Origin of the sequence: Actinokineospora sp. HUAS TT18, assembly GCF_051364635.1 — a bacterium.
Classification (GTDB): Bacteria; Actinomycetota; Actinomycetes; order Mycobacteriales; family Pseudonocardiaceae; genus Actinokineospora.
Genome location: NZ_CP195645.1, coordinates 7,395,749 through 7,415,279 on the forward strand (window position 1 = coordinate 7,395,749; position 19,531 = coordinate 7,415,279).

Sequence of the window (19,531 nt, forward strand, 5' to 3'; positions counted from 1 at the left end):
GGCGTGTGACTCTTCGAAGGTCCACTTCCGACAGTGTGTTCCGCATTCCCTGCACTGGAGACACCGTGATCCGAATTCGCCCGCGCGGCGGGCTTGTTTTGGCGACCCTGTTGGCCACCGGCTTGGGCATGGTCGTCCCGACCGCCGCCGCCGCTCCCACCCCCACCCCTGCGCACGCCCAGCCCGCCAAACCGGGCAAGTCAGTCGTCCCGCTCAGAGACCGCGGCCCGATCCCGGCGGACTCGGCCGAGCACCGCCGTGACTACGCCACCGAGAGCCGTCGTCCGGAGAACCGTTTGGCGGCGGCCTGCGATCCCGCCGACTTCACCAGCCGGACCGGGCCCGCGCTCGTCCAGCAGATCCGCGTCTCGACGATCGATTGCGTCAACTCGCTGTTCAGCCTGACCGGTTCGACGGCCACCGCCGCGTTCCGGGAAGCGCAGATGGTGAGCGTGGCCAATGGCCTGCGCGACAACGCCTCGGCCTACCCCGGCGACAACTCCACGGCCACCCAGCAGCTCGTGCTCTACTTGCGTGCCGGGTACTTCGTGCAGTGGTACAACCCGGATGTCGTCGGACCGTACGGTCCGACGCTGAAGTCGGCGATCCAGGCCGCGCTCGACGCGTTCTTCAACAACAGCAAGGCATACACGCTCAGCGACGCCAACGGCCCGACACTGGGCGAAGCCGTCGTGCTCATCGACAGCGCGCAGGAGAACGCGCGTTACCTGTGGGTGGTCAAGCGCCTGCTCGACGGCTACTCCAGCGCCTACGACCCGTATCCGTCGATGACTGGAGCGGTCAACAGCGCCTACACCGTGCTGTTCCGCGGCCACTACCTGCCCGCGTTCGTCAGCGCCGTCGCCGCCGACAGCAGCGTGCTGTCGTCGCTGAGCCGCATCGCGCAGGCCAACCTCGGCCTGCTCGGCACGTCCCGCGAGTACCTCGTGGTCAACGCGGGCCGGGAACTCGGCCGGTTCCTCCAGCACAGCTCGATCCGGCCCGCCGCGAAACCGCTGGTGAAGGGCCTGCTCGACCGCACGTCGATCAGCGGCCCGACCGCGCACCTGTGGGCGGGCGTGGCCGAGATGGCCGACGCGTACGACAAGGCCGACTGCGCCTACTACGGCGTGTGCGACCTGAAGAACCGGATCTCGGCGGCGATCCTGCCGATCAACCACTCCTGCGGGCCCACCCTGCGGATCCGCGCCCAGGCGATGACGAGCGGCGAGCTGTCGTCGTCCTGCACCAGCCTGCTCAACCAGGACGCGTTCTTCCACCGCACGGTCAACGACCCCGGGCCGGTGGCCAACGACAACAACACCACGCTGGAGGTCGTCGCCTTCGACTCCAGCTCCGACTACAAGACCTACGCCGGGATCCTGTTCGGCATCGATACCAACAACGGCGGCATGTACCTGGAGGGGAACCCGGCCGTGGTCGGCAACCAGCCGCGGTTCATCGCCTACGAGGCGGAGTGGCTGCGGCCCGCGTTCGAGGTGTGGAACCTCAACCACGAGTACACCCACTACCTCGACGGCCGCTTCAACATGCACGGCGACTTCGAGGCCACCATCGCGACGCCGACGGTCTGGTGGATCGAGGGCGTGGCCGAGTACGTGTCGTACTCCTACCGGAACGTCACGAACACGGCCGCGATCGCCGAGGCGGGCAAGCGCACCTACGCGCTGAGCACGCTGTTCGACACCACCTACGACCACGACGCCAACCGCGTCTACCGGTGGGGCTACCTGGCCGTGCGGTACATGATGCAGTCGCACCCCGCGGACATGGCCACGCTGCTCGGCCACTACCGCTCGGGCAACTACACCGCCGCGCGAACGCTGCTCAAGACCACCATCGGCACGCGGTACGACAGCGACTGGAACGCGTGGCTGACGGCGTGTGCGGCGGGCAACTGCGGTTCGACCACGCCGTCGCTGCCGGAGTGCACGGGGTCGGACGTTCGTGCGCTGGGCAAGAACTGTCAGCGCAGCAACAGGTCCGCGGTGAACTCGTGGTACGACAACCTGTACCTGTTCGTGCCCGCGGGAACCACGCAGCTGAACATCAGCTCGACCGGTGGCGCCGGCAACTGCGACCTGTACTACAGCCCGTCGAGCTGGGCGACGCCGACGAACGCGACCCATCGGTCCACCACGTCGGGCAATAACGAGTCCATTGTGGTCAGTTCGCCGCCGGGCAACACGTACGTCTACATCAGTCTGAAGGGCGCCACGGCGTGCTCAGGCGTCGCCGTCGCCACCCGGTTCTGAGGCGAGGAACTCCGTGGCCAGCCGCTTGGGTGCGCGCAGCAGCCAGGCGTCGGTGACCAGTTCGGCCAGCTCGTCGACGTGGATCTCGTCCAGACGCACGAGGACGGCGGCATAGCCGTCGAAGTGCGGAGTGGTGAAGTAGACGTCGGGGTCCTCGGCGATCAGCGCGTGCTTGACGCCCTCGTCGGCCACGTAGGCGCCGAGGACGGGGCCGGTCGGCGCGGTCGGGCCGAGGGCGGCCAGGTCGGACTTGCGCAGCGGGCGTTCCCAGACGAAGCCCTTCGCCTTGACCCGCCACTGGGCGGTGTCGCGGGAGGTTTCCTCGGTGGTCTCCGGCAGCGCGAGGGCTATCCGGCGGACGTCGTCCCAGGTGGCCATGGGGGAAATGTAGCTGGGCGGCAGTGGGGTTCGCATCCCACTGCCGCCCGGCTCGTTCAGTGCCTTGGTTTGTCGCCAGGCTTGTCCTGGACAGCCTTCGTGTCGTCGATGACGTCGAACTGCTCCTTGCGGATCTCATCGGTGACGGTGTGCTCCATGGTGACCGGCCGGGTGGCCAGCCGGATGCGCTCGACCGGGACGGTGTCCTTGATGATCACCGGCTGGTCCTTGTGCAGCGTCACCTCGACGACCGACTCGGCGAACGACTTCGGGTCGGCCTTGAGCGTGGTCAGCTCGGTCTCGCCGATGGGCTCGCGGACCACGTGGACCTCTTCGTGGGTCAGCTGCACGGTGACCTGCTGGGGCTCGGTCACGACGTACTTGCGCAGCCGGACGTGGCCCGCCTCGACCCGCTCGGTCTCCACCCGCAGGCGCTCCTCGGAGCGGATGACGATCTGCTCGCCGCCGCGGTCGGCGAGGGACTTCTCCCGGGCCGGTGCGTGCGTGGTCCGGCCCTGCGGGGCCATGTTCTGCGTGCCGTTCGTGTCCTGCTTGGCGCGCATCGCGCGCTCGCGCAGTGCCTGCTCGCGGTCGGGCTCACGCAGGTCGTGCTTGCCCGCCATGGGGTCGGCTGTGCCCTTGCCCGCCAGGTCGGCACTGGTCCGCTCGGCGTGGGCGGGATCGCCCATCGCGCGATCGGACATGGCGCGGTCTGCCATGGAGCGGTCAGCCGCGGTGCGGTCTGACATGCCTCGGTCGGCCGCGGTGCGGTCGGTCATGGTGCCGTCCGCCTGGTCCGGCGCCAGCCGCATGCGGGGCTGCTCGCCGCCCGGCCGGGACACCGGTCCGGTGCTGCCGCGCTGGATGGGCAGGCCGTAGTAGCGGCGCAGGTCGATGCCCTCCTGCTCGGACAGCTTGCCCTCGGCGTCGACGTGCGGCGCGTCCTTGACGACGTCCTTGCGGACGCCGACCCGGACGCCGTCGGCGTCGGTGTGCGCGCCGGCGAGGGGAACGAAGGTTTCCCGGTGCCCGAACAAGCCGGTCCGCACCGTCACCCACTCGGGCTCGTGTGACTCCTCGCCGACGTACACCGTCTCCACCCGGCCGATCTTCTCGCCGTCCGGGTCGTAGACGTCATGTCCGATGAGGTCTTGTGGCTTCATGGACATAGTCATTGGGTACCACCTCCTGTAGCCACCGTCGCTCGGCACCGGCCCGCCCGCAACAGCGGTGAGCTGCGCAAACGGCGCTGGTACAGGGGTTCTGACGACAGGAGTTCACCCAATCAGGTGACGACCGGGGTTGGCGTGTCCACAGTGGTCCGAATAGGCAGGCGTGCTATCAGCCCTTGGCGAGGATGTCGGCCAGCGCCGCAGCGAACTCGGCGGGCTTCTCCAGGTGCGGGGTGTGGCCGCAGTCCTCGATGGCGACCTCGTCGTAGGTGCCGCCCGCCGCCGCGTACTGGTCGAGCACGGCCCTGGTCTGGGTGACCATCGGCTGCGGCGGGTGCGTCTCGGCGCCCGGCCAGCCGGGGATCGCGCCCAGGCTGCCGAGATAGGCCAGGTCGAACATCGACGTGTCGGACACGATCTGGTCGTCGGTGCCGCGGATCCAGCAGATGGGCGGCTTGGGGTCGATGGTGTGCAGGTCGTCGATGCGGAAGTGGTTGGGCGCCATGGCGTTCAGTACGCCGCGCGTCCCCGGCGCCGCGCCCGGCCACGCGGTGGTCGCGGCGGTGTCGCCGGGGTAGTTGTCGTCGCCGGTCGCGGTGCTCAGCATCGAGGCGACGTAGACGTCGGCGTCGTCGGGCTCGAAAGGCGGCTTGACGTAGAAGGCGTGCATGATCGTGCGCGGCGCGAACGGCGACTCGTCGGAGGTCACGCCGTCGGCGAGCATCTTCACGAAATCCGGGTTGGCGCCGCCCGCGCCGGAGCCCGCGCCGTCCGGGTCGGTCAGCTCGCCGTCGGCGCCGCGGGTGGCGCCGAAACCGAACGGCGACACCGGGTTGACCAGCGTCAGCGTGCGCACCGATTCGGGCCGGTCGCGCAGCACCTGGAGCGCGACGCCGCCACCCATGCTCCAGCCGACCAGGTGCACCGGGCCGAGGTCGAGGGTGTCGAGGAGGCAGGCCACGTCGTCGGCGTAGTCGCCGAGGCCGCGGGTCGCGTCGACCGGCTCGCGGTCGGTGTCGCCGAAGCCGCGCAGGTCGACCGCGATCGGCCGGTACCCCGCGGGCAGGCCGAGCATCGGGCGCTGCCAGAACAGGCTGGACGAGACGTTGCCGTGCAGGAACACCACCGGGTCGCCGGTGCCCGCGGTCTCCAGCACGTTCATGGTCAGCCGGTCGGTCTTGATCCGGCGGGCGGTGACTCCGTCGAACAGCATGGTGATTCCTCTCAGGACAGCCAGGTCGCGACCTGGGACATCGACGACGTCGCCCAGCCGAGCTGCAGGTGGTTCGCGGTGGCGATGGTGGCGGTGCCACCCAGCGTGGTGACGCCGGTGGTGTCGAGCGCGCTGGCGATGAACACGATGCCGTCGCTGGGGCCGCGGGTCTCGTTCCATACCCCGACGATGTTCGCCGCCGCGCCTGCCAGCAGGTAGACCCGCACGCCGCTGGGGGTGCCCGCGCCCTGGATGGCGGCGATGAGCGAGCCCGCGTTGATCGCGGCCTGGATGCCGGGGCCGTCGGTGTAGAAGCCCTGGCCGCCGTAGTAGGTGGTGTGCCAGTCCTGCGCGGAGGTGTTGACGCCGAACACGCCGTCCCAGCGCTTGAGCATCTGCCGCTGACCGGGGTAGGCGTCCCAGCCGCCGGTCGGGGTGATCGACAGCTCCGGGTGGTAGGTGTACTGGCCGTAGCACGTCATCCGGGTGTGCGGGCTCGGCGCGTTGATCTTGCCGCCGCACTCGGGCCAGATGGAGAAGTCGTGCGCCCAGCCGTGGGCGAACGGGTAGTCGTAGCCGCCGTTCGGGCCGCCGAGCGTGACCAGCCTGCGCACGTCGCCCGCGTAGTCGCGGCCCCACGACGGCTTGACCGACGAGACATACATGCGGCCGGACATCATGCCCTTGCTCCAGCCGACCACGTCGACCTGGCTGACGCCGAGACGCGCCTTGATGATCGCGATGGCGTCGCCGACCTGCTGCGCGTGCTGGCGGTTGTCGCCCTGCTTGTGTGCGAAGCCGATGGCGAACACCTTGTGCCCGCGCGCGCTGAGGTACTGCATCATGCCGGTCGACGGGCAGCTCGCCGAGCCGCAGCCGAAGCCACCGGACTCGTTCGGGTTCGCCCACGCGCGGTCGGGGTTGTCGTTGGCGCCGTGCACGAGCAGGACAGGCACCGGCTTGCTGCCGGTGTTCCAGCCGGGCGCGGAGTAGAGCAGGAACCGGCTCGACGACGGGCGGGCGACGTTGTTGAAGAACGTCTTGCGCTGGCCGTCCTGGTCGCCGCGCCCGTCCGGCGGGTACTGCTCGTCGACGAAGCCCGGGGTGGTGTCGCGGTAGCGGTCGACCTTGGCCCAGCCGTTGGCGACGGAGGTGTAGGTGGCCTCGTTGGTCAGGTAGGCGGGATCGGCGGCGGCGGTCCCGGCCGGGACGACGGTCGCGGCGATGACGGCCGCCGCGGTGAGCAAGCGAAGCATGGGGGTCCCCACTCTCAGAGCGCGGCGGCCACGGCACGAATGCCGTCGGCGCCGAACAGGATCGTGTAGTGGTTGGCTTCCACGGTCTGGACGGTGAACGGGTAGTCGGCCCGCGGGTAGAGTGGGGTCGGCTCGTCGAACAAACCCTTGGTGGCGCGGAGGAAGACGGTCTCAGGCTTCAACGCGTGGAACGCGTCGCGGGGGACCTCGCCGGTGTTCAGGTCGCGGAAGTCGGCCCGCACGGCGTCGGCGTCGACCCGGCTGCGCAGCTCGGGCTCGGTGCCGGTCAGGTCGTAGTCCACATAGGACTCGATGTCGGCGGTCCAGTCCTGGAACGCCGGATGCGCGCGCCAGAAGTCCCGGTACGCCTCGCGGCTGGCGAACCGCATGTCCAAGCGTTTGACCGCAGGACCGAGGGCGGTCTCGATGTCCTCGACGGGCGGCAGGGGAGGCCCGCCGTCGACGAGGACGAGCTTCGCGACGCGCTCGGGATGCTGGTGCGCGAGAACCGCGGCCACGAATCCGCCCATGGAGTGTCCGACGACAACAGCCTGGTCGATGCTCATGGCGTCGAGGACGGCGAGGCAGTCAGCGGCGTGAGTCGCCATGCCGAACGGACCGGGTAGTCCGCTGCTGCCGCCGCGTCCGCGCAGGTCAGGGGCGATGACGGTGCCGGAGTGCGCGCCCGCGACGGACGCCCACGCGCGGTGGGAGGCGGTGATGCCGTGGATCGCGAGGACAGGGCGGGCGTGCGGCGTCCGCTGGGCCGGGATGCGGCCGTCCCACCTGGCCACCGTGAGGTGTCCGCCCACCACGGGCACGGTGGACAGGGACGCTGGCATGGCTGCCTCCTCCGGGCCGGTCACCGACGGTGTGACCTGGCAGGCGCACACCTTCCCGCTGCCGCGCGTGGGTCGTCAATGTGGCTGGTCGACACCATGATCACGCCGGTGTAGTGGCTGCCGCCATGGTCCTATCCGCCGTTGATGAGCGCGACCAGGGCCTCGGCCTCGTCCGGGGTCCACTTGCCGTTGAGGGTGGTCGTCCCGCCGGTGATCGCCTCGTTGACCCTGGGCGCGGAGACGACCTTGCCGTCCACGACGATGGCGAGCTGTTTGTCGACGTTGCGGGCGGTGACCTCGGCCCACTGGCGGGTGCCCGCGTCGGTGAAGGTGAGGGTGATCTCGATGCCTGCGCCGTATTGGGACGGCCCGGAGCTGGCCTCGCCGAAGTGGCTGCCGGTGAGTTCCACCGGGCCGAGGAGGTACTTCTCCGTGCGGTCGGCGGTGCAGAGCTGCACCGTTCCGTCGCCGCGGGGCGCTGGCGGGGGCTCGCAGTCGAAGCGCAGGTCGGCGGGCAGGGTGTCGGTGGCGGCTCGTCCGGTCTCGATGACGGGGCGGATCTCGGCACGGGACACCCGCGGCGGGGCGGGCGTGCCGCTCGCCGCGACGAGGACGGCGCCCGCGATGACGACCACCCCGGCGATCGCCTGCCACCGGGCGGTTGGTCGGCGGGCGATCAGGCCGGGCAGGACCAGGGACGCCGCCACCACCGCGGCAACGACGACCAGCCAGGGGCTGAACACGAAGTCGCGCAGGACGGACTCGACGACCCGGGTTTCGTTCTCCGGCAAGCAGACCGGCGTGTCGGCGAGGCGCTCGTCGGTGCAGCCGATGCGGATGCCGAGCAGGCGCGCGGCCCACGTCCAGACCGCCGTGATCAGCCAGCCGCCGACGACGGCCGCGGCTGACCCCGCGATCAGGAGGAACCGGTCCAGTCGGCGCGCTTCGGGGTCTTTCCGCGCGCGGGCGGTGCCGAGTGCGTGCAGCCACCAGCAAAGGGCTACGGCGCCGATCGCGAACCAGACCAGCAGCGGGGCGCTGAGGGGGATTCCGGTCGGCCCGAAGCCGGAAACGCGGGAATACGGGGACAGATGGCTGCCCAGGAGGAGGCCAGTGAACAGGGCTGTCGCGAACAGCAGTGGGTAGCCGCGCTTCCGAACGGCGGAGTCCCATGCGCCACGCCACTGGGTGAACGCGGTGAAGATCACCAGTGGCACGCCGATCAGCAGCGCCACCAGGATCACGGTCTCCTGCGGGGATTTCGGGCCGTTGCCCAGGAGGTTGTCCTGGAGCGAGACCAGGGCGACCCCGGCGGTCGCGGCACCGAGGTATGCCTGGCCGGCGCCGGACGCGAGGACGACCGTGGACTGCTCTACCGCCGCGACGCGTGCCTGGCCACCAGGGTGGCGGCGCAGCCACTGGCGGGCGGTCGTGAAGTCCGGCCCGCCCGCCAGCGCGGCGCGCAGCGCCTCACGGCCACTGTCGGCGGCATCGAGGTCGGCGTGGTGTTCGCGGACCCGGAGATACGTCCGCGCGATCAACTCGGCGAGCAGCACCAGGCCGATGCCGCGCACCAGGCCGACGACGAGCTGGCCCACCGTCACGTCGTTCGCGGTGGAGAGCGCGAGAATGAACGCTAGCCAGAGTGCGCAGAAGAGGTTGGTGAACCGGAGCGCGGAGACGACGGCGAGCCTGCGCAGGTCGCCCGCGCGGACGTGGGCCAGTTCGTGGCGGATCACGGCCTCGAACACGGATCTGTGGCCGCCGCCCATGGCGTGGAGCGCGAGCAGTTCCGGGCCGAGCACCAGGAACGGCTCGGCGGGGATGCCGGTGACGAACGCGCGGGCGCCCATGTCCTTGTTGAAGTGGACTTTGGGCTTCTTCGTGAGGTTCGCGCGCTCGGCGAGTTCGTCGATCAGCTTGCCCGCGTCGCGGAACTTCGTGTCGGACAACGGGACCGACCGCTTCGTCCGGCCGCGGCTCACCATGACGTGCAGCGCCAGGCCGGGGGAGATGAGCATGACCAACTGCTGCCACGGGATGGCATCCGATTGACCGCGGGGGTCGGCCAGCCAGCCCGCCATCGTCCAGGCGTTGATCAGGACCGTGGTGGCCAGCAGGGCCAGCAGCCAGCCCGTCTCGGAGGGAAATCTTCGCGCGTCGAGTCTGTTCATCGGCGGACCAGGGCGCCGACCACGGCGTCGGCGAGGGCTTCGGCCTTGCCCGGCTTCATGCCCAGGTCCAACGCGCGTTTGAGGGCGATCTCCCGGACCTCGGCGAGCTGCTCCGCCGACCACTCGGCGGCCGGGGGCAGCTCCTTCTTCTTGGTCACCTTGCGCAGGAGCTTCGCGCCCTGGGAGCGCAGCGAGTCGGAGAGGGTGTCGGACAGCGCCGTGACGACGCTGCCGGACACCAGGGCGATCACCGGCGTCATCATCGCCAGCGCGTCGCCGAGGCCGAAGCCCATGGGGTCGTCGTGGTCGCGCAGGCGGCGCTCGGCCCGGCGCGGGTCGGTGAGGTAGGGCTCGGCGACCGCGTCGAAGGTCGGCAGCTCTTCCGGGGCGAGTGTTTCCACGAGCTCGCGGGCGAGGTCGCGCACGGTGGGGACCATGCAGCCAAGTTACCGTAGGCCACCGACTGATTACGGCGGAATCATCCGCCTCGGACTACGGCGTCGACGAACATGAACGCGGCGAGCCCGAACAGCAGGCACGCGAAGATCCGCTTCAACCCGGCCGCCGACACCTTCGCCGACAACCGTTTCCCGTCCCACGCGCCCAGCAACGCTGCTCCCGCGAACGGACCAAGCACCTTCCAGTCGAGCGTGATCTGCGCGGTGGCGAGCCGCGTCGCCAGCGCCGCCCCCGAGTTGACGGCGATGACGAACAGGCTGGTCCCGACGGCGACGTGCATGCGCAGTTTAAGCACCGTGACCAGCGTCGGCACCGCGAGGAAGCCACCGCCCACGCCGAGCAGTCCGGTGACGGTGCCGAGACCCGCACCCGCCGTCAACGCCTTCGACACCCCGACACGCTGGGCGACTTTCAGCGCCCCGGTCGGTCCGGTCTCATCGAGCTGGGTCGAGCGCAACATGGCGATCCCGGCGGCGGCCGCGATCATGGCGAACGCCCCGGTGAGGATGCCTCTGGGAATGAACTGTGCCAGCCCCGCCGCCGCGATAGCGGGCACCACCCCGGCCGCGGCGAATGTGACTCCCGTGCGCCAGTCGACCGATCCAGCGTGCCGCGCGAGCGCCGTGAGGGAGGTGGCACTGACGATGAGCAAACTGGCTGTGGCGGCGGAGGTCGGGTCGAGGCCGAGCAGATAGATCAGGGCGGGGACCGCGAGCATTCCCCCGCCGCCCCCGAGGGCGCCGAGCGCGAGCCCGATCACCGCGCCCGCGCCGATGGCGAGCATCAGGGCACTCAAGCCTGCTCCGCTGAGGTGGTCCCGTGTCCGCTGATCACACGTGCTCCGGGTGCACGACAGAGAAGCCGCCGTCGAGCCAGGCGTTGAAGCCGCCGACCAGATCCGCCACATCGGCGAAACCCCGCGCCCGCAACACCGACGCGGCCACCGACGATCGGTATCCACCCGCGCAGAACACCACCGTAGGCGACGAAGGATCCAACTCGTCGATCCGACTGATCAGCTCCGGCAACGGCACCCGCACAGCACCCGGGATCGTGCCGGAGACCTGAACCTCACCCGCCCCCCGAACATCCAGCAGACACACGTCAAGACCCAACAACTCAGCAGGCGTCACCCGCCGAGCCCGCCGATCCCCGAACTCGGCGAACGCGCCAACCACCCGATCAAACCCGATACGCGCCAACCGATTGCGCGCCTCCACCGCGTGTCCATCCGCGCAAACAAGCACGAGCGGATCCTCGGCCCGCAACACCTGCCCGACCAGCTCAGCGAACCGCCCACCCAGCCCCACATTGATCGCCCCCGGCAGATGCCCGGCAGCGAACACATCCGGATCCCGCGTGTCGAGGACCGTGACGCCGAGAGGCAGCGCGTCGAGGACTGGGACCGGGTCGCTCTCGTGCAGCGTCGGCCGTGCCTCCCGGTTCCGGTGCGACGCGTACGCGAAGTACATCGGCGCGAGCGTCTGCCCCTCACACACCGCCCGGACGAACTCGTCCTCACTCATCGGCGCCAGCGCGTAGTTCGACACCCGCTGCTCGCCGAGAGTGCTGCTCGTCTCGCTCGACAGGTTCTTCCCGCAAGCCGACCCGGCCCCGTGCGCGGGGAACACGCGCGTGGAGTCGGGCAGGGTCAGCAGCCGCCGGGTCGAGTGGAACAACGCCCTCGCCAACTGGTCCGCCGACCACCCGGCCGCGCCGAGCAGGTCGGGACGGCCGACGTCGCCGATGAACAGCGTGTCACCGGTCAGCACACCGAACGGCGTGGCCCCCGGGTGCGGCCGGACCACGACGCAGATCGACTCGGGGGTGTGGCCCGGGGTGTGGAGGATCTCCAGCTCGACCTCACCGAGGGAGAGCCGCGCACCGTCGGCGAGCCGTTCGATCTCGAAGTCGACCTGCGCCGCGTCCCCATAGGCGATGCGGGCGCCGGTGGCCTCGGCCAGCTCCAAGTGGCCGGACAGGAAGTCGGCGTGTACGTGCGTCTCGATGACCTGCTCGATCTTGAGCCCCCACGCCGCCGCGTCGGCCAGGTAGCCGCTGATGTCGCGTTGGGGATCGACCACGACCGCGCGGCCCGTGCCGCGGTCTCCCAGCAGGTAGGAGGCATGGGAAAGGCAGTCGAGGTAGTACTGCTGGAACACGAGGTTGTCCACGCGCACCCGTCCTCCCTCAAATGTACGTACATATCAAAGGTACATGGTCGGGCAAGTGGATCGAACGCGAACGTGCGGCATGCGGGCGGATGTCCGGTTCCAGTGATTGTCCGACTTGGCACTGCCTTAACCAGCCTGTGTCTGGTTACGGTCCCCGCACCCATGTGGCCTGCACCACGTGAGGGCGCCCCGAGGGCGGGCGTCTGGGAAGGGAACCCCTGTGAAGAGCATTGCGAAGAAGGCGCTGGCGGGCACACTCGTCGGCGCCGCGGTTGCCGCGGGTGCGGTGGCGCTGTCGACCATGACGTCGGCCACCGCCGCACCGCAGGTCCAGGGCCAGTCGGCCCGGATCATCGTCGGGTACAAGGCCGAGGCGAGTGCCGCGCTCTCGGACGTCGCCGCGACGCAGGACGCCGAGAACAAGTCCCGGGGCAAGGGACACGGCAAGCTGCTGCGCCGCCTGTCGACCGGTGGGACTGTCGTCGACCTGGGCAAGGTCGACAGCGGCACGGTCGAGTCGGTCATGGCCGAGTACCGCAAGGACCCGAACGTCGCCTACGTCGAGCCCGACCTGATGATGCACGCGCAGGCGGACCCGAACGACACCGAGTACGCCAAGCAGTGGGACCTGTTCGAGGCGACCGCGGGCATGAACGTGCCCGGCGCCTGGGCGCAGTCGACCGGCTCCGGCGTCACCGTCGCGGTGATCGACACCGGCTACGTCGCGCACTCCGACCTGGCCGCCCAGGTCGTGCCCGGCTACGACTTCATCTCCGACGTGAACAACGCCAACGACGGCAACGGCCGTGACTCCGACGCCTCCGACCCGGGTGACTGGGGCAAGGCCACCGACTGCTTCCTCGGCAAGGACCACGACTCGTCGTGGCACGGCACGCACGTCGCGGGCACCATCGCCGCGCAGACCAACAACAACAAGGGCGTCGCGGGCATCGCCTACAACGCCAAGATCCAGCCGATCCGCGTGCTCGGCCGCTGCGGCGGCTCGACCTCCGACATCGCCGACGCGATCACCTGGGCCTCCGGCGGCACCGTCTCCGGCGTCCCGGCCAACCCGACCCCGGCCAAGGTCCTCAACCTGAGCCTGGGCGGCCAGTCCACCTGCGCCACGACCTACCAGAACGCCATCAACGGCGCGGTCAACCGCGGCGTCACCGTCGTCATCGCGGCGGGCAACTCGAACATGGACGTCGCCAACTTCACCCCGGCCAACTGCAACAACGTTGTCGCGGTGGCCGCGAGCGACCGGGGCGGCGACCGCTCCTTCTACTCCAACTTCGGCGCCAAGATCGACGTCACCGCCCCCGGTGGCGAGGTGCGTCTGGAGACCGACCCGCCCGGTTCGGTCACCACGCCGGAGAACGGCATCTGGTCGACCCTGAACGACAGCAAGACCAGCCCCGGCAACGAGATCTACAAGCCGTACATGGGCACCAGCATGGCCGCCCCGCACGTCGCGGGCGTGGTGGCGCTGATGCTGGCGAAGAAGGCGACGCTGACCCCGGCTGAGGTCGAGTCCCTGCTCAAGGCCAACACCCGTCCCCTGCCCGGCACCTGCACCGGCGGCTGCGGCTCCGGCCTTGTCGACACGACCAAGACCGTCAACGCGGTCGCGGGCACCCAGCCGGGCAGCGTCGCCGTGGCGAACCCGGGCAACAAGACCGGCACGGTCGGCACGGCTCTGACTGTCACCAACAGCGCTTCCGGTGGCACGGCGCCGTACTCGTGGTCGGCCACTGGCCTTCCGGCTGGTCTGTCGATCAACGCCACGAACGGCACGATCTCGGGCACCCCGACCACCGCTGGTACCTCGAACGTCACCGTCACGGCGACCGACAGCTCCAGCCCGGCCAAGTCGGGTAGCGCGTCGTTCAGCATCACCATCAACCCGACCGGCGGCGGCACCTGCACCGCGCAGACGAACGGCACCGATGTGGCGATCCCGGACGCGGGCGCGGCCGTGACCAGCACGATCACCATGGCCAACTGCTCGGGCAACGCCTCGGCGACCTCGAAGGTCGAGGTGCACATCAAGCACACCTGGCGCGGTGACCTGGTCATCGACCTCGTGGCGCCGGATGGCACCGCCTACCGCCTGAAGAACTCCAGCAGCAGCGACAGCGCCGACAACGTGGACACGACCTACACGGTCAACCTGTCCTCCGAGGCCCGCAACGGTGCCTGGAAGCTCAAGGTCCAGGACGTCGCCCGGTACGACACGGGCAACATCGACACCTGGACGCTCACTCTCTGAGCCAACCTGATCGGGCGCCGCACTGGGCTTTCAGTGCAGCGGACACCCGACGGCCGGGCAGCGCCCTCATCGCTGCCCGGCCTTTCGGCTTGTTCAGAGCCAGCCGCGGTGGGCGGCCTGGACCCCCGCCTGGAACCGGGTCTCCGCGCCGAGTTCGTTCATCAGCTCGGTGAGCCGCCTGCCGATGGTCCGCTCGGTGACGCCCATCGCCCGCGCGATGGCGCGGTCCTTCATGCCCGAGGCCAGCAGCGAAAGCAGTTCGCGGTCGCGTTCGCCGAGGCCGCCTTCCGGCGCGCCGCTGACGATCGCGGGCGTCGCCTTTGCCCACACCGTCTCCCAGTAGCTGACCAGTACGTCGATCAGCGCCGACGACCGCACCAGCAGCCGTCGAGTCGGGTCGGGGTCCTGATACGAGGCGGGCATCAGCGCGACGGACCGGTCGGCGATCGACAGCTTCATGGTGAGGTTGGGCAGGATGCGGGCCTCCTCGCCCGCGTCGACGCACATCCGCAGCTGCTCGATGTCCTCGGGACGCGTCAGGGCCTCGGGGGCGTAGATGAAGCGGTAGCTCACGCCCCTGGCCAGCTGGGTCAGCTCGATGTCGTTGGGGCTGGTCTGCCCGCCGATGTAGGGCGGCGCGTCGATGCCGAGGAGCTCCTTGCGCGCGTTGACCTGGATGCGCGCGATGGCGGCGAGGACCGCTTCCTCGCCCTCGATCAGCTCGACCAGAGGTTCGTCGGCGTTGGCCGGGGTGGTGTCGGCGCGGTAGCGCTCGGCGATCTCCTCGACCATGACCTGCATCTTGGCCAGGTCGCCGCGCCTGCGGTGGATGAGCGCGCTGAGTGCTTCCTCCGGCGCGGCGACGACGTAGGTGGCGGGGGAGAAGCTGAGCTGCTGGATCAGTCCGTTGCCGAGGAGTCGGGTCATGGCGGCGTCCACGTCGTCGACGGCCAGGCCGGTCTGCTTGCTCAGCAACGTGGCGGAGGCGCGGGGAGTCTCCAACAGCGCGAAATAGACCTCGTTCTCGTTCTCGCCGAGACCGACTGGTTCCAGCAGGAACATGGGTGCACCTCGCACGTGCGTTTGAGCGGTTGCCCGACCTTAGGTCCGCCTAACTTGATCGTCAAGCGGAGGAGAAACGCGACAATGTCTGAAAGACGATGGTATTTCCATGCGTCGTCGGCTATGTTGCGCGGAATTACCCCTCCAATGCCGGGTACCCCCGGCATTACCCCTGCAGGAGGAATAGTGAATCGCAAACGCGCGGCCGTCCTGGCCGGAGCGGTTGCCGCCGCCGCCCTGGTCGTGTCGATGGGGTCCAACCCCGCCATCGGCGCCAAGGCGGGACAGAACGAGCGGGCGACCGCCGAGTACCACGTCACCGGCGTGCGCACCGCCCAGGAGCGCACGGACATCGCCAAGACCGGTGCGGCGATCAACGGGGTCGAGGACTCCCGGCTGTTGATCACCGCCACCCCCGCCGAGGTCGCCAAGATCCGGGCCAAGGGCTTCGCCGTCGAGGCCGAGGCCGCGCCGGTGGGCATCCAGAGCACCAACGGTGTCAACGGCGCCAACGACTTCCCGTCCGCCGACGCCGGCTACCACAACTACTCCGAGATGGTCGCGGTCATCAACAAGGCCGTCGCCGACCACCCCGGGATCATCACCAAGCAGGTCTACGGCAAGTCCTACGAGAACCGCGACCTGTACGCGATCAAGATCTCGGACAACGCGGGCACCGACGAGGCCGAGCCGGAGGTGCTCTTCACCCACCACCAGCACGCTCGTGAGCACCTGACCGTCGAGATGGCGGTCTACCTGATCAACATGCTCACCGACGGCTACTCGACCGACAGCCGCGTCAAGAACCTGGTCGACACCCGCGAGATCTGGATCCTGCCCGACCTCAACCCCGACGGCGGCGAGTTCGACATCGCCACCGGCTCCTACAAGAGCTGGCGCAAGAACCGGCAGCCCAACACCGGGTCGTCCTATGTGGGCACCGACATGAACCGCAACTGGGACTACAAGTGGGGCTGCTGTGGCGGCTCCTCTGGCAGCACCAGCTCCGACACCTACCGCGGCCCGTCGGCCGAGTCGGCGCCGGAGGTCAAGGCGGTGGCGAACTTCGTGCGCGGCCGCGTCGTCGGCGGCGTGCAGCAGATCAGCGTCGGCATCGACTTCCACACCTACAGCGAGCTCGTGCTCTGGCCGTTCGGCTGGACCTACGACAACGTGGCGCCGGGCATGACCGCCGACGAGGAACGGATCTTCCGCACCATCGGCACCGAGATGGCGCAGACCAACGGCTACACCCCGGAGCAGTCTTCCGACCTCTACATCACCGACGGCTCGATCGACGACTGGCTGTGGGGCGACCAGAAGATCTTCGGCTACACCTTCGAGATGTTCCCGACCGGCACCGGTGGCGGCGGCTTCTACCCGGGTGACGAGATCATCTCCCGGGAGACCCAGCGCAACAAGGACTCCGTCCTGATGCTCCTGGACTACGCGGACTGTCCGAAGCGGTCGATCGGCCAGAGCTGCACGCCGTCGGGCTCGGTCAGCGTCGCCAACCCGGGCAACAAGACCGGCACGGTCGGCACGGCTCTGACTGTCACCAACAGCGCTTCGGGTGGCACGGCGCCGTACTCGTGGTCGGCCACCGGCCTGCCCGCGGGTCTGTCGATCAACGCCACGAACGGCACGATCTCCGGCACGCCGACCGCGGCGGGCACGTCGAACGTGACGGTGACGGCGACCGACAGCTCCAGCCCGGCGAAGTCGGGTAGCGCGTCGTTCTCGATCACGGTCAACCCGACCGGCGGCACCTGCGCGGCGCAGACGAACGGCACCGATGTGGCGATTCCGGACGCGGGTGCGGCCGTGACCAGCACGATCACCATGTCGGGCTGCACGGGCAACGCCTCGGCGACGTCCAAGGTGGAGGTGCACGTCAAGCACACCTGGCGCGGTGACCTGGTCATCGACCTGGTTGCGCCGGATGGCACCGCCTACCGGTTGAAGAACTCCAGCAGCAGCGACAGCGCGGACAACGTGGACGCGACCTACACGGTCAACTTGTCCTCGGAGGTCCGCAACGGTGCCTGGAAGCTGAAGGTCCAGGATGTCGCCCGGTACGACACGGGCAACATCGACACCTGGACGCTTACTCTCTGACGCGTTACGCAAAATGCCTATAACCACTCCGCTCCGGGGTGGTTATAGGCATTTTGGCGTAACCAAACGATCCCAGTTATCGCAAGTGTTTATTGGGAATCGTTGTTAGGCCGACCGTTCTGCGTCAATACTCGGTTTCGTTCATCCCGCACTCGCTCATTCAACGCCCGGTCAATCGCCAACGAGGGCTGGCCTGCCGGGTGTCCCTGCATTGAGGAGCACTGCATGCGAAACCGTATTCCCCTGTCCGCCAAGCGGATCCTGGGCGCGGGTCTCGCCGCCGCCGCGGCGATCACCGCGGCCGCGGTCATGCCCAACTCGGCCTCCGCGGCCGAGGGCTCGATCCTCGCCGAGGGCTCGGCCGACGCGATCAAGGACAGCTACATCGTCGTCCTGAAGGACAGCCTGACCGCGCAGGCCGATGTCCCCGGCCGCGCGGGCGACCTCGCGAGCCGCTACCAGGGCAAGGTCGGCTTCACCTACAAGTCCGCGCTGCGCGGCTTCTCGGTGACCATGTCGGCCCAGCAGGCGCGCAAGCTGGCCGCCGACCCGGCGGTGTCCTACGTCGAGCAGGACCGCGCGGTCAAGATGCTGACCGACCAGCTCAACCCGACCTGGGGCCTGGACCGGATCGACCAGCGCGACCTGCCGCTGAACCAGAAGTACACCTACACGACCGGCGCGTCGAACGTCACCGCCTACATCATCGACACCGGCATCAACTACAACCACACCGACTTCGGCGGCCGTGCCACCTTCGGCTTCGACGCCTTCAACGACGGCCAGAACGGCAAGGACTGCCAGGGCCACGGCACGCACGTCGCGGGCACCGTCGGCGGCGCCACCTACGGCGTGGCCAAGGAGGTCAAGCTCAAGGCCGTCCGCGTGCTGAACTGCCAGGGCGGCGGCTCGGTGTCCACCGAGGCCGCGGGCGTCGACTGGGTGACCGCGAACGCGGTGCTCCCGGCGGTGGCCAACATGAGCCTCTACACCGGCAACGTCAACGAGCCCAGCACCGTGCTCGACACCGCGGTGAAGAACTCCATCGCCAAGGGCGTCACCTACGTCGTCGCGGCGGGCAACTTCAACGACGACTCCTGCAAGTACAGCCCGCAGCGGGTGCGCGAGACGATCAACGTCGGCAACTCGACCAGCAGCGACGCCCGCGCGTCGACCTCCAGCTACGGCGTCTGCACCGACCTGTACGCGCCCGGGTCGAGCATCGTGTCCGCCTCGCACAGCAGCAACAGCGGCACGGCGACCATGAGCGGCACCTCGATGGCCTCCCCGCACGTCGCGGGCGCGGCCGCGCTCTACCTGGCGGGCAACGCCTCGGCGACCCCCGCCCAGGTGCACCAGGCGATCATCGACTCGTCCACCCCGAACAAGATCACCAACCCGGGCACCGGCACCCCGAACCGCCTGCTGTTCGTCGTCGGCGGCACCCCGGGCGGCGTCTCGGTGGGCAGCCCCGGCAACCAGACCTCGACGGTCGGCACCGCGATCTCGACGCTGCAGCTCTCGGCGTCCGGTGGCACCGCGCCGTACACCTGGTCGGCCACCGGCCTGCCGACCGGCCTGTCGATCAGCACCTCCGGTGCCATCACCGGCACGCCGTCGGCGGCGGGCACCTTCAACGTGACCGCCACGGCCACCGACAGCGCCAGCCCGGCCAAGTCGGGCACGACGTCGTTCACCTGGACGGTCAACACGACGGGCACCTGCTCGGCGCAGACCAACGGCACCGACGTGTCGATCCCGGACGCGGGCGCGGCCGTGACCAGCACGATCACCATGTCGGGCTGCACGGGCAACGCCTCGGCGACCTCGAAGGTCGAGGTGCACATCAAGCACACCTGGCGCGGTGACCTGGTCATCGACCTGGTGGCGCCCGATGGCACGTCGTACCGCCTGAAGAACTCCAGCAGCAGCGACAGCGCGGACAACGTGGACGCCACCTACACGACCAACCTGTCCTCCGAGGCCCGCAACGGCGCTTGGAAGCTGAAGGTCCAGGACGTGGCCCGCTACGACGTCGGCAACATCGACACCTGGACGCTCACCCTGTAGTCCAGGACTGACCCACCCGCGGGCCGCCTCCACTCTCGGGGGCGGCCCGCGGCTTTCGCCGTTCG

Annotated in this window: 14 protein-coding genes; 4 read left to right on the forward strand and 10 right to left on the reverse strand. The window is 69.4% G+C overall.

What is annotated here, in order from left to right; genetic code table 11:
* Nucleotides 1–65: 65 nt before the first annotated feature.
* The gene (locus ACSHT8_RS34545) at nt 66–2,276 is read left to right on the forward strand and encodes a M9 family metallopeptidase (RefSeq protein ID WP_436496279.1); all 2,211 of its coding nucleotides are present in this window, start codon (nt 66–68) and stop codon (nt 2,274–2,276) included.
* Here ACSHT8_RS34545 and ACSHT8_RS34550 read toward each other — a convergent pair.
* The 9 genes from ACSHT8_RS34550 to ACSHT8_RS34590 form a co-directional block, all read right to left on the reverse strand.
* Complete coding sequence (locus ACSHT8_RS34550) at nt 2,247–2,654, reverse strand: MmcQ/YjbR family DNA-binding protein (RefSeq protein ID WP_436496281.1); 408 nt, start codon at nt 2,652–2,654, stop codon at nt 2,247–2,249. The two genes, ACSHT8_RS34545 and ACSHT8_RS34550, sit on opposite strands and share 30 nt — an antisense overlap.
* A 56-nt stretch (nt 2,655–2,710) precedes the next feature.
* Nucleotides 2,711–3,829, reverse strand: coding sequence for a DUF2382 domain-containing protein (locus ACSHT8_RS34555; protein ID WP_436496283.1), 1,119 nt, complete (start codon nt 3,827–3,829; stop codon nt 2,711–2,713).
* 166 nt (nt 3,830–3,995) lie between these two features.
* The gene (locus tag ACSHT8_RS34560; protein ID WP_436496285.1) at nt 3,996–5,039 is read right to left on the reverse strand and encodes an alpha/beta fold hydrolase; all 1,044 of its coding nucleotides are present in this window, start codon (nt 5,037–5,039) and stop codon (nt 3,996–3,998) included.
* Between the two features lie 11 nt (nt 5,040–5,050).
* The gene (locus ACSHT8_RS34565) at nt 5,051–6,295 is read right to left on the reverse strand and encodes an esterase/lipase family protein (RefSeq protein ID WP_436496287.1); all 1,245 of its coding nucleotides are present in this window, start codon (nt 6,293–6,295) and stop codon (nt 5,051–5,053) included.
* A 14-nt stretch (nt 6,296–6,309) separates the two neighbouring features.
* A complete protein-coding gene (locus ACSHT8_RS34570; RefSeq protein WP_436496289.1) occupies nt 6,310–7,137 on the reverse strand; it encodes an alpha/beta fold hydrolase in 828 nt (275 codons plus the stop codon).
* A 131-nt stretch (nt 7,138–7,268) separates the two neighbouring features.
* Nucleotides 7,269–9,311, reverse strand: coding sequence for a SecDF P1 head subdomain-containing protein (locus ACSHT8_RS34575; RefSeq protein ID WP_436496291.1), 2,043 nt, complete (start codon nt 9,309–9,311; stop codon nt 7,269–7,271).
* A complete protein-coding gene (locus ACSHT8_RS34580; RefSeq protein ID WP_436496293.1) occupies nt 9,308–9,748 on the reverse strand; it encodes a hypothetical protein in 441 nt (146 codons plus the stop codon). Before ACSHT8_RS34580 ends, ACSHT8_RS34575 begins: the two co-directional genes overlap by 4 nt.
* Nucleotides 9,749–9,789: 41 nt before the next feature.
* Nucleotides 9,790–10,566, reverse strand: coding sequence for a sulfite exporter TauE/SafE family protein (locus tag ACSHT8_RS34585; protein WP_436496295.1), 777 nt, complete (start codon nt 10,564–10,566; stop codon nt 9,790–9,792).
* A gap of 34 nt (nt 10,567–10,600) precedes the next feature.
* Nucleotides 10,601–11,950, reverse strand: coding sequence for an MBL fold metallo-hydrolase (locus ACSHT8_RS34590; protein ID WP_436496297.1), 1,350 nt, complete (start codon nt 11,948–11,950; stop codon nt 10,601–10,603).
* Between the two features lie 214 nt (nt 11,951–12,164).
* Between ACSHT8_RS34590 and ACSHT8_RS34595 the strand changes: the two genes are divergently transcribed.
* The gene (locus ACSHT8_RS34595; RefSeq protein WP_436496299.1) at nt 12,165–14,216 is read left to right on the forward strand and encodes a S8 family serine peptidase; all 2,052 of its coding nucleotides are present in this window, start codon (nt 12,165–12,167) and stop codon (nt 14,214–14,216) included.
* 93 nt (nt 14,217–14,309) lie between these two features.
* Here ACSHT8_RS34595 and ACSHT8_RS34600 read toward each other — a convergent pair whose 3' ends face one another.
* On the reverse strand, nt 14,310–15,278 hold the full coding sequence (locus ACSHT8_RS34600; protein WP_436496301.1) for a helix-turn-helix transcriptional regulator: 969 nt from the start codon (nt 15,276–15,278) through the stop codon (nt 14,310–14,312).
* 186 nt (nt 15,279–15,464) lie between these two features.
* Here ACSHT8_RS34600 and ACSHT8_RS34605 point away from each other — a divergent pair, with 186 nt between their 5' ends.
* Nucleotides 15,465–17,396: a M14 family zinc carboxypeptidase gene (locus ACSHT8_RS34605; RefSeq protein ID WP_436496303.1), complete on the forward strand. Its 1,932-nt coding sequence runs from the start codon at nt 15,465–15,467 to the stop codon at nt 17,394–17,396.
* 225 nt (nt 17,397–17,621) lie between these two features.
* Nucleotides 17,622–19,466, forward strand: a complete 1,845-nt coding sequence (locus tag ACSHT8_RS34610; RefSeq protein WP_436496305.1) for a S8 family peptidase — start codon at nt 17,622–17,624, stop codon at nt 19,464–19,466.
* Nucleotides 19,467–19,531: the final 65 nt, after the last annotated feature.